15 protein-coding genes are annotated in these 12609 nt (G+C 36.0%); 11 read left to right on the top strand and 4 right to left on the bottom strand.

Annotation, left to right across the window (positions count from 1 at the left end):
* A complete protein-coding gene (locus PGC14_RS08330) occupies window positions 1-495 on the bottom strand; it encodes a MogA/MoaB family molybdenum cofactor biosynthesis protein (RefSeq protein ID WP_039767304.1) in 495 nt (164 codons plus the stop codon).
* A gap of 115 nt (window positions 496-610) precedes the next feature.
* On the opposite strand from PGC14_RS08330, the gene PGC14_RS08325 reads away from it, so the two are divergent.
* The 11 genes from PGC14_RS08325 to PGC14_RS08275 all read left to right on the top strand — a co-directional run bounded on the left by PGC14_RS08325 (window position 611) and on the right by PGC14_RS08275 (window position 8998).
* The gene (locus PGC14_RS08325; protein ID WP_271628656.1) at window positions 611-994 is read left to right on the top strand and encodes a GNAT family N-acetyltransferase; all 384 of its coding nucleotides are present in this window, start codon (window positions 611-613) and stop codon (window positions 992-994) included.
* Between the two features lie 25 nt (window positions 995-1019).
* On the top strand, window positions 1020-1802 hold the full coding sequence (locus PGC14_RS08320; RefSeq protein ID WP_127352318.1) for a CheR family methyltransferase: 783 nt from the start codon (window positions 1020-1022) through the stop codon (window positions 1800-1802).
* Between the two features lie 29 nt (window positions 1803-1831).
* Window positions 1832-2305: a hypothetical protein gene (locus PGC14_RS08315; protein ID WP_039767336.1), complete on the top strand. Its 474-nt coding sequence runs from the start codon at window positions 1832-1834 to the stop codon at window positions 2303-2305.
* A complete protein-coding gene (locus tag PGC14_RS08310; protein WP_039767298.1) occupies window positions 2305-3285 on the top strand; it encodes an MraY family glycosyltransferase in 981 nt (326 codons plus the stop codon). Before PGC14_RS08315 ends, PGC14_RS08310 begins: the two co-directional genes overlap by 1 nt.
* Window positions 3286-3377: 92 nt before the next feature.
* Window positions 3378-4367, top strand: coding sequence for a GerMN domain-containing protein (locus PGC14_RS08305; RefSeq protein WP_039767296.1), 990 nt, complete (start codon window positions 3378-3380; stop codon window positions 4365-4367).
* 17 nt (window positions 4368-4384) lie between these two features.
* Window positions 4385-5161, top strand: a complete 777-nt coding sequence (gene rph / locus PGC14_RS08300) for a ribonuclease PH (protein ID WP_271628655.1) — start codon at window positions 4385-4387, stop codon at window positions 5159-5161.
* A complete protein-coding gene (locus PGC14_RS08295) occupies window positions 5130-5744 on the top strand; it encodes an XTP/dITP diphosphatase (protein ID WP_271628654.1) in 615 nt (204 codons plus the stop codon). The genes rph and PGC14_RS08295 overlap by 32 nt, the downstream gene beginning before the upstream one ends.
* The gene (locus tag PGC14_RS08290; RefSeq protein ID WP_039767290.1) at window positions 5722-6198 is read left to right on the top strand and encodes a metallophosphoesterase; all 477 of its coding nucleotides are present in this window, start codon (window positions 5722-5724) and stop codon (window positions 6196-6198) included. Before PGC14_RS08295 ends, PGC14_RS08290 begins: the two co-directional genes overlap by 23 nt.
* Before the next feature lie 4 nt (window positions 6199-6202).
* Complete coding sequence (locus tag PGC14_RS08285; protein ID WP_039767288.1) at window positions 6203-6751, top strand: GNAT family N-acetyltransferase; 549 nt, start codon at window positions 6203-6205, stop codon at window positions 6749-6751.
* Window positions 6752-6806: 55 nt separating this feature from the next.
* The gene (locus PGC14_RS08280; protein WP_271628653.1) at window positions 6807-8228 is read left to right on the top strand and encodes a rhamnulokinase; all 1422 of its coding nucleotides are present in this window, start codon (window positions 6807-6809) and stop codon (window positions 8226-8228) included.
* Window positions 8229-8236: 8 nt separating this feature from the next.
* On the top strand, window positions 8237-8998 hold the full coding sequence (locus PGC14_RS08275) for a DeoR/GlpR family DNA-binding transcription regulator (protein WP_011916550.1): 762 nt from the start codon (window positions 8237-8239) through the stop codon (window positions 8996-8998).
* A 65-nt stretch (window positions 8999-9063) separates the two neighbouring features.
* Here the strand turns inward: PGC14_RS08275 and PGC14_RS08270 are convergent, their stop codons facing one another.
* The 3 genes from PGC14_RS08270 to PGC14_RS08260 all read right to left on the bottom strand — a co-directional run bounded on the left by PGC14_RS08270 (window position 9064) and on the right by PGC14_RS08260 (window position 12609).
* A complete protein-coding gene (locus PGC14_RS08270) occupies window positions 9064-10293 on the bottom strand; it encodes an aspartate kinase (protein WP_271628652.1) in 1230 nt (409 codons plus the stop codon).
* 93 nt (window positions 10294-10386) lie between these two features.
* Window positions 10387-11313 carry a homoserine kinase gene (thrB, locus tag PGC14_RS08265; protein WP_271628651.1) on the bottom strand — a complete coding sequence of 309 codons (927 nt, stop codon included), beginning with the start codon at window positions 11311-11313 and terminating at the stop codon, window positions 10387-10389.
* A 39-nt stretch (window positions 11314-11352) separates the two neighbouring features.
* Window positions 11353-12609 carry a homoserine dehydrogenase gene (locus PGC14_RS08260; RefSeq protein WP_271628650.1) on the bottom strand — a complete coding sequence of 419 codons (1257 nt, stop codon included), beginning with the start codon at window positions 12607-12609 and terminating at the stop codon, window positions 11353-11355.

Raw genomic sequence — 12609 nt, 5'->3', positions numbered from 1 at the left:
TCACTCTGTCTTACCACATTCCCTCTCATTTTCAAGCAAGATATTTAATCCATGCTCTAAAATTGGAAAAACTGCCTCAATGCACTCTTTTACTGCCTTTGGTGAGCCGGGAAGGTTGATTATGAGGCTATTTTCATATATTCCCGAAACTCCGCGCGAAAGATAGCTCCTTTTATTTATCTTGCCTGTCTCATACCTGATTAGTTCAGAAATACCAGGGGTTTGTTTTTGGATAACCTCAAGTGTTGCCTCAGGTGTAACATCTCTTTTATAAAAGCCAGTGCCTCCAGTTGTCAAAATGAGGTTTGCACCGGCATTTGCTGCTTCAATTAAAGCCTGTTTTATTTTTTCTTTTTCATCAGGTACAATCTTGTAATACACATTTGAAAATCCATGAGCTTGTAAGAGATTTATTATCTCTTTTCCACTCAGGTCTTCTCTTTCTCCTTTTGAACCCTTGTCTGAGCATGTTATCACTGCAAATGTAAATGCCATTTTAAACTTTCCTCCTTTTTTCAAAACTATTTTTCCTCATTTAGATTTTAAACTGCCTTACAATTTGTTATAATTATATAAGATATCATCTTAATTTTAAAGAGGGTAAAGCTTTATGGTTGAAATAAGGCAGATGAATCCTTCTGAAAGACATTGGGTTAAAAAGTTTATAGAACAATATGGTTTTCAATTCTATGATAGTGCGATAACCCATGTTGTGGATGATAAAGGTAATATTATTGCAGCTTCGCAGCTGGCGGTAGAAGAAACTCAAGCTCGAATTTTATCAATTGTGGTAGAAGAAAACTTTCGCAAGATGGGATTTGGCGATGGACTTTTAAAGATGCAAATAAATCATTGTTATAAAAACAACATTCCTATTATCAAGGTAAAAAAAGGAATGGAAGATAACTTCTTTAAAAGAGTTGGTTTTATCGAAGATGGTGATTGGCTTATCTTAGATGTGCAAGCATTTTATTTGAATTTGCATTGCAAGTAAAAGTGGTATAGAAAGAGGGTAAGATATGAATCTTGATTACGAATGGTTTAAAAAGAAGATTTTGGAGTATGTAGGAATAAATCTTTCGTATTATAAGGAAAAACAAATGAAAAGGCGAATAGAGTCTTTAATGAAGAAAAACGGCTTCCAAAACTATGCTGACTACTACAGTGCTCTGACAAAAGACCAAAGGCTTTTTAATGAGTTTATTAACTATCTGACAATAAATGTCTCTGAGTTTTATAGAAATCCACAACAGTGGGAAATACTCGAAAGAGAAATTATGCCATATATTCTCAAAAGGACAAAAAGACCAAGAATTTGGTCAGCTGCCTGTTCAACGGGTGAAGAGCCATATTCAATTGTCATGCTTCTGACAAGGTTTTTTCCATTAAATGAAATAAAGATTTTGGCAACAGACATTGATGATGATGCTATAAAGAAAGCAAAAGAGGGTGTATATTTGAGAAAAAGTCTTGAGGGACTGCCGCAGGAATTTGTAAGAAGGTTTTTTAGAGAAAATGGAGAATTATATTACATAAGTGATGAGATAAAAAGATGTGTTGAATTCAAACACCATGACCTCTTAAAAGACCCTTATCCAATTGGAATGGATTTAATTGTCTGTAGAAATGTTCTTATTTACTTTACAGAAGAGGCAAAGGATATGGTGTATAAGAATTTCAATAAATCCCTTGTAATGAATGGCATTTTGTTTGTGGGTTCAACCGAGCAGATAATTATGCCTCAAAAGTACGGACTAAAACCAATAAGAACATTCTTTTATGAAAAGGTGATGAGTATTTGAAAGCAAGAGAAATTTCATATGCTGGTTTGATGGGAGCGCTTAGTATAATTTTTTTGTTCTTTGCTTCAGTTTTACCAAAGGGAAATAGCTTGTTTTACATTCTCTCTTCGGTTTGCATAATGATAATTGTATGGCTGTATAGCATAAAGCTTGGTTTTGTTGCGTACATTGTAGTATCTTTACTGAGCCTAATGATTGTTCCAAACAAACTTGTAGCTGTGCTGTACATTCTTATTTTTGGGCTTTACCCACTGTTTAAGGCTATTTGCGAAAGAGGTTTCCCGGTTTATATTGAACTTGGGTTAAAACTTTTGTTTTTTAATATTGCGCTGATTATTTTATATTTTGTGTTTAAAATAATAATGAAAGAGCTTCCGCATTTTAAATTTGGAATAGCTTTGACGATTGCTTCTTCTGAGGTTATCTTTGTACTTTATGACTATCTTCTTACACTTATTCTACAAAAGCTAAAGAGTCTTAAAATTCCTTGGAGGGGAAACTAATGACAGACCTTATAATAAAAGATGCACTTTCGTTTTTGATTTCGTTTGTTTTGGTAACAGTTATAACACCGTATATCCAGAGAAAATCAATTGAGATAGGGTTTGTTGACAGACCAAATCCACGAAAGATACATTCATATCCAATTCCTGTGACAGGCGGAGTTGCACTATTTGTTGCATTTTTCATCTCACAGTTTTTGATAAGAGGATTTAGCAGAGAATTTTTAGGTTTCTTTATAGCATCAAGCTTGATTTTGGCAATTGGTCTTGTTGATGACTGGTATAAGTCTCAAGGTAAAGAGTTTAGCGCTCTTCCAAAGTTCTTGGTGCAAATTTTGGCATGTTCAATAGTTTTTTTTATGGGTATTCAGATTGAAGGAATAACAAACCCATTTACACACAAGTTCATAAGCTTTCCTGTGTGGTTTCAATATATAGCAACAGTAATTTGGCTTTTTGGTGTGACAACAGTGATAAACTTTATTGATGGCATAGATGGGCTTGCAGCAGGTATTACAACAATCTCAGGTACAACTTTGTATTTTGTAGCTCTCATGAACCTTAGCATAATCTCAACAGCAAGGGTTTCAACATATATGGCAGCAGCACTTGTAGGTGTTGCTTCAGCATTTTTGATTTTCAACCGCCACCCAGCCAGAATTTTTATGGGTGATTCAGGTGCCACATTCTTAGGATTTGTTCTTGGAACAATTGCTGTTGAAGGAACATTTAAAGTGGCAACAGTAGTGTCTTTGATTGTACCAATCTTGACATTAGGACTTCCTATATTTGATAATCTTTTTGTCATATTCAAAAGAATTAAGGAAGGGAAACCTATTTATAAAGCTGACAAAAGTCAGGTACACTTTAGACTTCTTGAAGCAGGCTTGAATCAGAAACAAACAGTGCTATTTTTGTACTTGGTTAGCATTTGTTTTTCGCTGACCTCTCTTATCATAATGCTTTTGGCAAGAAGATAACAAACAGTTCTTTTTCTTGTTCTAAACCACCCTCATTTTAAATATGCTAATAAAAAGATTAACATAAGTCTTTTAGAGAGGGTGGTTTTGGAATGAGAAAAAGAATTTTTTTTATGTTAATTTTATGTTTAATATTCTTAACAGCTTGCAGCGCAGATATTTTGCCTTCAACTATTCGAAGTGATGTGTATCGAACTGGTCAAAATGCAAAAACTGAAATAGATTTTGAGGTTGTGGATAGTGATGTTTACACTCCTCAGTATTCAAAGGAAGAAATAGATACTAACAATTCTTTCAAAGTTCTTAGCATATTTTGTGACAAAGACAAAAACCTTGTTTTAGCAAATATTTACACCACAAGGACTTTGTCTGCAATGAGAAAGGGGCTTGAACTTTCTATATTTTCTCCACAGAAACAAAAGAAACTTAGGGATTTTGGACTTTTTTGTATCTTTCCTGATGATATTCATATAAACTCTATTGAGATAGAAGGAAACTGTGCTAAAGTTGATTTAAATCAAAAGTTTTTTCAGAAAAAATACAGCAATTTTTATATAAAAGCTATCACATTTTTTATTACCTCAGTGAATGGTATAATAAAAGAAGTTTGTTTTTATAAAGACGGCACAATTTACAATAAGACTCCACTTTTGCGTCGACAAGATGACCAGCTAATCTTGTTTGTCCCCCAACGGGTTGAAGGCAATGTTTTTCTTGTTCCAAAATGGATAAATATATCACAAACTTACAGAAACGCACCTTTGACTTTTGCTTTGGGGCAGCTAATAAAAAGTCTTAGCTATAGATTTTCTAAACTAAATGGGTTAAAATTGAATAATGTAAACCTAAAAGAGAAAACCCTATATCTCGATTTGTCAAGCCAGATTTTGAATTTAAAAGGAAGTAGCGAAGTTGACACTATCTTAGCCTCAATTTGTTTTACAGCAAAAGAAATAGACAACTCCATACGATATATTAAATTATCTGTGAAAGGAAAAGAAGGATATCTTGATCAGTACGATTTAAAGGATAAAATAGATGTAAGCCAGTTTGAATTAAATCCTATAAATCTAAAACTGTGAAAGGAAGGTAAAGAGCCATGAGACCAGACCAGAGAACATATAATGAACTTCGACCAATAAAGATAACACGAAACTTTATAAAATATGCTGAAGGTTCATGCCTGATTGAGATGGGCAACACAAAAGTGATTATCACAGCAACCATTGACGACAAAGTTCCTCCTTTTAAAAAAGGAAGTGGTGAGGGCTGGATTACTGCTGAGTATTCAATGCTTCCAAGGGCAACCCAGCAGAGAAATGTAAGGGATATAAACAAACTCAGACTCAGCGGCCGAAGCCATGAGATACAGAGACTAATAGGAAGAGCCCTAAGAGCTGGCATAAACTTTAAAGCCTTGGGTGAGCGCGTGATAATCCTTGACTGTGACGTCATTCAGGCAGACGGTGGGACAAGGACAGCGTCCATCACAGGTGGGTTTATTGCAATGTTTGATGCGTGCAAAAAACTTTATGATGAGAAAGTGATAGAAAATTTTCCAATTACAGATTTTGTTGCTGCAGTGTCTGTTGGTATTTGCGACGGAGTTGAGATGCTTGACCTTTGTTTTGAAGAGGATTCTAAAGCCTCTGTTGATATGAACCTTGTTATGAACGACAAGGGCGAGTTTATTGAAATTCAGGGCACAGCAGAAGGTGGTGCTTTTACTCAGGAGCAGTTTGAAAAGTTACTTGAGCTTGGGAAACAGGGTATTCAAAAGATTATTGAGATACAAAGAGAGGTTTTAGGGGAAGATAGCAAACTAATTGGGAGTGTTCCAAAAGATGAGAAAACTTCTGGTTGCGACCAAGAATAGAGGAAAGGCAAAAGAGATAAAAGAGCTAATTGGGGATTTTTTTGACATTATTTTGACACTGAGCGATTTTGATGAAAATATCAACATAATTGAGGATGGAAAAACTTTTGAAGAAAATGCTTTGAAAAAGTCAAAAACTATATACAGCCTTTACAAATTACCAACTTTAGCAGATGACTCTGGACTTGAGGTGGATGCACTTGATGGAAGGCCTGGTGTGTATTCTGCAAGGTATGCAGGTGATAATGCAACAGATGAAGAAAAGATTAAAAAGCTTTTAGAAGAGCTTAAAAACATACCAGAAGAAAAAAGAGGCGCACAATTTGTTTGTGTGCTTACATTTATTGATGAGAATGGCAGAGTGTATCAAACAAGAGGAGTCTGCAGAGGTAAAATTGGCTTTGCACCAAAAGGTCTAAATGGATTTGGATATGACCCAATATTTATTCCAGAAGGCTACAATGCAACATTTGCAGAGCTTGAAAGTAATGAGAAGAATAGAATATCACACAGAGCAAGAGCTTTTGAAAAACTAAGAAAGATTTTGGGTGAGATTTACAATGAAGATACTTGTGATAAGTGATACACATGGAATTACTTATGATGCAGAAAGAATTGTAAAAAATTACGAAAAAAATATTGTTTTGTGCGTTCATCTTGGAGACTTGGTGAAAGATGCTGTGTATCTCCAAAATAAATTTCCAAATCTCAAGTTTGAGATAGTGAGAGGGAACAACGACTTTACAAGAGACTTTCCATCAGAGAAGATTATAGAAGTTGGGAATAAAAAGATTTTAATAACACATGGTCATATGTATTCTGTAAAGTCTACATATGACCTTATTGTTAACCATGCAAAATCTTTCAAAGTTGATGCAGTGTTTTTTGGACATACGCATCAGCAAGAGGAGTTTTACTCTGACAACGTCCTATTTTTAAACCCAGGCAGCATAACTTTCTCAAGAGACGGCTCAAGGTCATATGCTATTGCAGAGGTAACTTCGTTTGGTGTTGTAGCATATTTAGAAAAGGTGTGAAAAGATGTTAATAGCAAAGGGTGAGCTTGTAAATATAAGAGAACTGAGATGGGGAGATTTAAAATATATTCAAAAATGGTCAAATGATCCAGAGGTTGCGTACTGGGCTCGTGGCGTGAAAAATGCTGCTGATACATCTATTGAAGAATTTAGGAGATGGTACCGTTCCCGATCATCCTCAACCATTAAAAGGTTTATAATTGAAACAAAAGACAGAAAACCAATTGGTTCTATCTCGTATCGCGACTATGACCCTATAAATAAAGTAGTTGTACTTGGAATTCATATAGGCGAAAAGGAATATTGGGGGAAAGGTTTTGGCACCGACGCAATAAAAGCATTTGTCAAATACCTTTTTGCGACACTTGATATAAACAGAATAGAACTTGACACATTTGATGATAATATAAGGGCTATTAAGGCGTATCAGAAGTGTGGGTTTAAAATTGAAGGGGTTTTGCGTGAAGCAAAGCTCATTGATGGAAAGTTTCATGATGTTATCATAATGGGTATGACAAGAAAAGATTTTGAGAAGATAGCAAACAAAAATTAAATATGATATAATAAAAACAAACATAAAAGAAGTAAAAACAAATGGGGAGGAAAAAATGAAAACAATCAATTGCGTTGGTGCTGATTTTGGTGCGTCAAGCGGGAGAGTGTTTGTTGGAAGTTTCAATGGTGAGAGTTTAGAGCTTTTTGAAGTGCACAGGTTTGAAAATACCCCCGTAAGAATTAACCAGAGTTTATTTTGGGATTTTTTGTACCTGTTTAACAACTTGAAAATTGGGATTTACAGAGCTAAAAAACAATTTGGAGAACTTCACAGTATTGGGATTGACACTTGGGGAGTTGACTATGGACTTGTTGACAAAAGAGGTGACTTGCTTTCAAATCCTTATCATTACAGGGATTTGAGGACGAAAAACGCAATTGAAGAGGTATCGAGAATAGTTTCGCTTGACAAAATTTATGAGATAACAGGCATTCAGTTTATGAATTTCAACACAATCTTTCAGCTTTACATAGACTACAAAACACGGCAGGATATAATGAAAAATGTGGATTCGCTTTTGTTTATGCCAGACCTTTTTGCATATTTTTTGACAGGTATTAAAGTAAATGAATACACCATTGCATCAACCTCACAGCTAATAGATGCACAAAAAAGAGGATGGTCAGATGAACTGATAGAAAAACTTGGGTTTGAAAAAAGAATATTTAATGATATAATTTATCCAGGAAATGTTTTAGGCAAATTAACACCTGATGTTCAAGAAGAGCTTGAAATTGGCGCTATTCCTGTTATTGCAGTTGGTAGCCATGATACAGTTTCTGCTGTTGCGGCTTCTCCCTTTTCTGATGGCAAAACCACAGTGTATCTCAGCTGTGGTACATGGTCGCTGATGGGAGTGGAGCTTGAAAGTCCTCTTATTAATCAAAGTAGTTTTAACAAAAACTTCACAAACGAGGGCGGAGTGGAAAACAAAATAAGGTTTTTAAAGAACATCACTGGTCTTTGGCTCATCCAGCAGATAAGAAGCACATGGAGCAAGAAGTATAAAGAAGTGAGCTTTAATGAAATCAGTGAACTTGCTCAAAAATCGAACTATGAGTACGCAATTGACCCTGACAGTAGTGAATTTTTAGCCCCGATTGACATTCTGGCAGAGATAAGAAAGTGGTGCAAAAATCATTTTGGAAAAGAACCACAAGACTTAGGGGACATCGTAAAAGCAGCCTACAGTGGGATTGTACAAAAGTATAAAAAAACAATTGAAGAGATTGAAGAGTTAACAGGTTTTAGCATTTCTAAAATCAACATGGTTGGCGGTGGAATTAAGGATAAACATCTTTGTGAGCTTACAGCAAGAGAGACAAAAAGAGAAGTTATAGCAGGGCCTGTTGAGGCAACAGTATTGGGCAACATTATGCTTCAGCTAATAGCACTTGGATATGTTAAGGATTTGCGTGAGGCAAGAGAACTTCTTAAAAAGAGTATTCAGTTTGAAATCTATACGGGGAGGTAAGAAAAAAGGTGCTTGCGATTGAACGAAGACAAAAGATAATGGCAATGCTAAATGAAAACAAGAGTGTGCTTGTTCCAGAGCTTGCAAAGCTTTTTAATGTCACAGAAGAAACTATTAGGCGCGACCTTGAGAAGCTTGAAAAGGAAGGACTTTTGAAAAGAACATATGGTGGGGCAGTCCTTGTTGAAAACTATAATGTTGATATTCCGTTTGAGTTTAGAAATGTGACAAACATTGAAGGCAAAAAACAAATAGCTCTGACTCTAATAAAGTACATTGAAGATGGTGACACGCTTGTCATGGATTCAAGCACATCAGCTCTGCAGGTTGCAAAGCTTCTCAAGACCAAGAAGAAAATAACTGTTATCACAAACTCTGAACAGATAGTAAATGAGTTAAAGGTTTTTGAAGACATCAAGGTAATCTCAACAGGTGGGACGCTGAGAAATAGATCACTTTCACTTGTTGGACCCATTGCAGAGAATACATTAAAATCTCTTAATGCAAACAAGGCTATAATTTCGTGTAAAGGGTTTGACATTGAAAAAGGCTTTACAGAGTCAAACGAGCTTGAAGCACAGGTCAAGAAGATGATGATTGAAATAGCAGACCAAATTTACATGATTGTAGACCACACAAAGATGAACAAAATAGCACTTGTCAACATTGCAACACTTGATGATGTAGACTTTATCTTCACCGACAAGGTACTGCCACCAAGCCAAGAAAATGCAATAAGGGAAAAGAATGTTGAGATTGTATACTGTTAAAAGTAAAGGGGCTGCCCGGGAATTTTGAAGCAGCCCCTTATGTATTATTACTAAAACTTTGCCCTTTATTTTCCGTTGCTATTCAAAAGATGTAGTTTGAACTTATCATGTATAGCTCTTACCGCCTTTTCAGCATCCTTTTCATCAATTAAAACAGAAATCTTGATTTCCGATGTTGAAATCATCTCAATATTGATTCCTGCATCGTAAAGTGCTTCAAACATAGTTGCTGCAACGCCTGGGTTGTTGACCATTCCAGCACCTACAATTGACACCTTTGCAACATTGTCTGCGTATGTTATATCCTTTGCTCCGATTACATGCAAATTCTTTGTCAAAACATCCAATGTCTGCTTGAGATTGCTCTTTGACACAGTAAATGATATATCCTTTGTCTTTTCTCTTCCAATTGATTGTAAGATTATATCAACATTTATATTTTCTTTAGCCAACAATGAAAATATCTGAAATGCCTTTCCTGGGACATTTTCAACTCCAATCACAGCAACCCTTGCGATGTCCTTGTCACACGCAACACCCGACACAAGCAGTTTTTCCACAGAACTTACCTCCTTCACAATTGTTCCTTCATTGTCATTGAAAGATGACCTAACAACTAAAGGAATGTTATATTTTTTTGCAAGCTCAACAGACCTGTTATGAAGAACCTTTGCACCAAGCGTTGCAAGCTCTAACATCTCATCATATGAAATCTCTTTTAGCTTTGAAGCATTTGGAACAATTCTTGGGTCTGCTGTGTAAACACCATCAACATCTGTGTAAATCTCGCACTTATCAGCTTTCAAAGCTGCAGCTAAAGCCACTGCTGTTGTATCAGACCCACCACGGCCCAAAGTTGTGATGTCGTCATATTTATTTATTCCCTGAAAGCCTGCAACAACAACTATGTTTCTCTTGTCAAGCTCTCTTTGAAGCCTTTCTGTGTCAATTTCTTTAATCCTTGCGTTTGAATAGTTGCTATCTGTCTTTATTCCTGCCTGCCAGCCAGTGAGTGATATTACAGGATACCCGAGCTTTTCAATTGCCATTGCCATAAGAGCAATTGATATCTGCTCACCTATTGAAAGTAGCATATCCATCTCTCTTTTAGACGGATTTTCATTTATCTCTTTTGCTTTTTCAATAAGCTCATCAGTCGTGTCACCTTGAGCAGAGACGACAACAACTACCTTGTTTCCCTTTTCATACTCGGCTACAGCTCGTCTTGCTGCACGAAATATTCGCTCTTTGTCTGCGACAGACGTTCCACCATATTTTTGAACAACTATTCCCAATTTTTGTCCCCTCCCTTTCTTAAAACTAAAACGTGTAAAGCTTTTTATTATTTTTGTTTGATAATATTATATTACACTTTTTTTATGATTGCTTTATCTTTTAAAGCTACTGCTACTTTGCACAGAAAAGACTGTAGCACCGCTGTTGTCAGCTTCTAAAATCATCAAATCCCACTTAGATTTCAATTCCAATGAACTTAGTGCAAGCTTAACATTTTGTTCAAAACTGTCGTAATTTTCATCAATCAATGCTATTATAGAAGGACCAGCACCCGACAAGAATGCTCCTTTTGCACCAAACTCCAAAGATAAATTAACGATCTTATCAAAATCAGGAATAAGATTCTTCCTGTACGGCTGATGAAGTCTATCTTGTGTTGCAGCAGGCAAAAGATCATAGTTTCCGGTTGTGATTGCGCTTGCAAAAAGAGCTGCCCTTCCAACATTGAAAACTGCGTCTTTGAACTCAATATACTTTGGCAGAATATTTCTTGCATACTCAGTAGACAGCTGAAAGTCAGGAATGAAAACTGCAAACTTGAGCCTGTTTGGTACAACAAACTTGATGTAGTTCACTTTATTTTCTTCCAGTACTGCAAAAACAAGTCCGCCAATCATTGCAGGTGTTGAGTTATCAGGGTGTCCTTCCATTTTTGCTGCCAAGAAAATCATCTCTTCTTCAGAGAGTTTTCCGCCACATAATAGGTTTGCAGCATATATACCGCCTGAAATACATGCAGCAGACGATCCCAAACCGCGTGTCAGTGGAATTTCATTTATAAGATTTATTCTCAAACCCTTTGGATACCAGCCAACCTCATCAAACACAGTTTTCATTGCTTTGAACACAAGATTGTTTTCATCTTTCGCAATTGAAGGGTCATCTGGGATTGAGGTTATCTCTAAGCCTTTTTCGATTTCTTCTACCTCTATAATGTTATAAAGTTTTAGTGCAACTCCCATACAGTCAAACCCGGCACCAAGGTTTGCCGATGATGCCGGAACCTTTACAGAAATCATTTTGCAACTTACCTCCAAGCGTATGAATTTGTCAATGCTTCATATATTTTCATCATATCTTATGATTGACAGAACCTTTTCTAAAGCAGGAAGTTTTTCAAGCTGGGATATCTTTTCTTTGAATTCTCTTTCTTTTATCTCATGTGTAACAAATGCAAACTCATTTTCACCAATTGGTTTGTGTGTATTTACAATCATACAGTCATTAAAAATTATTGAAACTGCATCTTTTGCTTTTGAGAGGTCTTTGTACTTTACTCTCACAAAAAATCTGCAGCTTGTTTCCTCTATATTCAAAACCTTTATATCGCCGGAGATTCCCCAAGTGTAGACATATGACTTGTCAATATGCTTGACAATATCAATTATATCTCCAACAACCGCACTTGCAGTTGGAAGCTTCCCAGCGCCTTGACCATAGAACATCACATCACCTATTGCGTCACCTTTTACTAAGATTGCGTTGAATACATCATCTACATTCGCAAAAGGACTTTTTTGAAGTATCATAAGTGGACTTACCCTTGCAAAAACAGTTGTACTATCTAACTTTTTACTCATAGCAATGAGTTTTATTGTACACCCGAGCTCCTCTGCATATTCCATGTCTTCTTTTGTAACTTTTGATATACCCTCTGTATAAATATTCTCATAATTTACATAGTGAGAATATGCAATTGAAGATAAGATTGCAATTTTTCTGCATGCGTCATGTCCATCAACATCATTGCTTGGGTTTCTCTCTGCATATCCTTTTTCCTGTGCTTGTTTTAGCGCCTCTTCAAATGACAATGAGTATTTGCTCATCTGTGTCAGGATATAGTTTGTTGTGCCATTTAAAATTCCTGCAATTTCTGTTATTTGATTTCCTGCCAAACAGTTCTGAAGAGGTCTTATAATAGGTATTCCACCGCCAACACTTGCTTCAAAGAAATAATTGATATTCTTCTCCTTTGCAATTCTCAAAAGTTCTGGTCCATGTTTTGCAACAAGCTCTTTATTTGATGTAACAACATGTTTTCCTTTTTCTAAAAGCTTTTTTGTATAAGTATACGCAGGCTCAAGCCCGCCAATTGTCTCCACAACAATAGAAACCTCATCGTCATTTAAAATTTTGTCGAAGTCTTTTATAATCAAATTCTTTGCCGGGTGGTCTGGAAAATCGCGGATATCCAAGATGTATTTAATCCCTATCTCATCTCCAGCTCTTTTGGCAATTGATGCTGCGTTTTTTGTCAAAACTTCCCATACTCCTGAACCAACAACTCCAAATCCCATTATTGCAATCTTTACCAC

This window comes from Caldicellulosiruptor sp. DIB 104C, from assembly GCF_028198085.1.
GTDB classification, from domain to species: Bacteria; Bacillota; Thermoanaerobacteria; order Caldicellulosiruptorales; family Caldicellulosiruptoraceae; genus Caldicellulosiruptor; species Caldicellulosiruptor saccharolyticus.
The sequence above is the reverse complement of the archived record's forward strand: the minus strand, read 5'-3'. Positions and strand labels throughout refer to the sequence as shown.

Bases quoted from the DNA above. Each gene is read 5' to 3' on its own strand.
- PGC14_RS08330 (WP_039767304.1), bottom strand. From the start codon at position 495: ATGGCATTTACATTTGCAGTGATAACATGCTCAGACAAGGGTTCAAAA.
- PGC14_RS08325 (WP_271628656.1), top strand. From the start codon at position 611: ATGGTTGAAATAAGGCAGATGAATCCTTCTGAAAGACATTGGGTTAAA.
- PGC14_RS08320 (WP_127352318.1), top strand. From the start codon at position 1,020: ATGAATCTTGATTACGAATGGTTTAAAAAGAAGATTTTGGAGTATGTA.
- PGC14_RS08315 (WP_039767336.1), top strand. From the start codon at position 1,832: ATGGGAGCGCTTAGTATAATTTTTTTGTTCTTTGCTTCAGTTTTACCA.
- PGC14_RS08310 (WP_039767298.1), top strand. From the start codon at position 2,305: ATGACAGACCTTATAATAAAAGATGCACTTTCGTTTTTGATTTCGTTT.
- PGC14_RS08305 (WP_039767296.1), top strand. From the start codon at position 3,378: ATGAGAAAAAGAATTTTTTTTATGTTAATTTTATGTTTAATATTCTTA.
- rph (WP_271628655.1), top strand. From the start codon at position 4,385: ATGAGACCAGACCAGAGAACATATAATGAACTTCGACCAATAAAGATA.
- PGC14_RS08295 (WP_271628654.1), top strand. From the start codon at position 5,130: ATGAGAAAACTTCTGGTTGCGACCAAGAATAGAGGAAAGGCAAAAGAG.
- PGC14_RS08290 (WP_039767290.1), top strand. From the start codon at position 5,722: ATGAAGATACTTGTGATAAGTGATACACATGGAATTACTTATGATGCA.
- PGC14_RS08285 (WP_039767288.1), top strand. From the start codon at position 6,203: ATGTTAATAGCAAAGGGTGAGCTTGTAAATATAAGAGAACTGAGATGG.
- PGC14_RS08280 (WP_271628653.1), top strand. From the start codon at position 6,807: ATGAAAACAATCAATTGCGTTGGTGCTGATTTTGGTGCGTCAAGCGGG.
- thrB (WP_271628651.1), bottom strand. From the start codon at position 11,313: ATGATTTCTGTAAAGGTTCCGGCATCATCGGCAAACCTTGGTGCCGGG.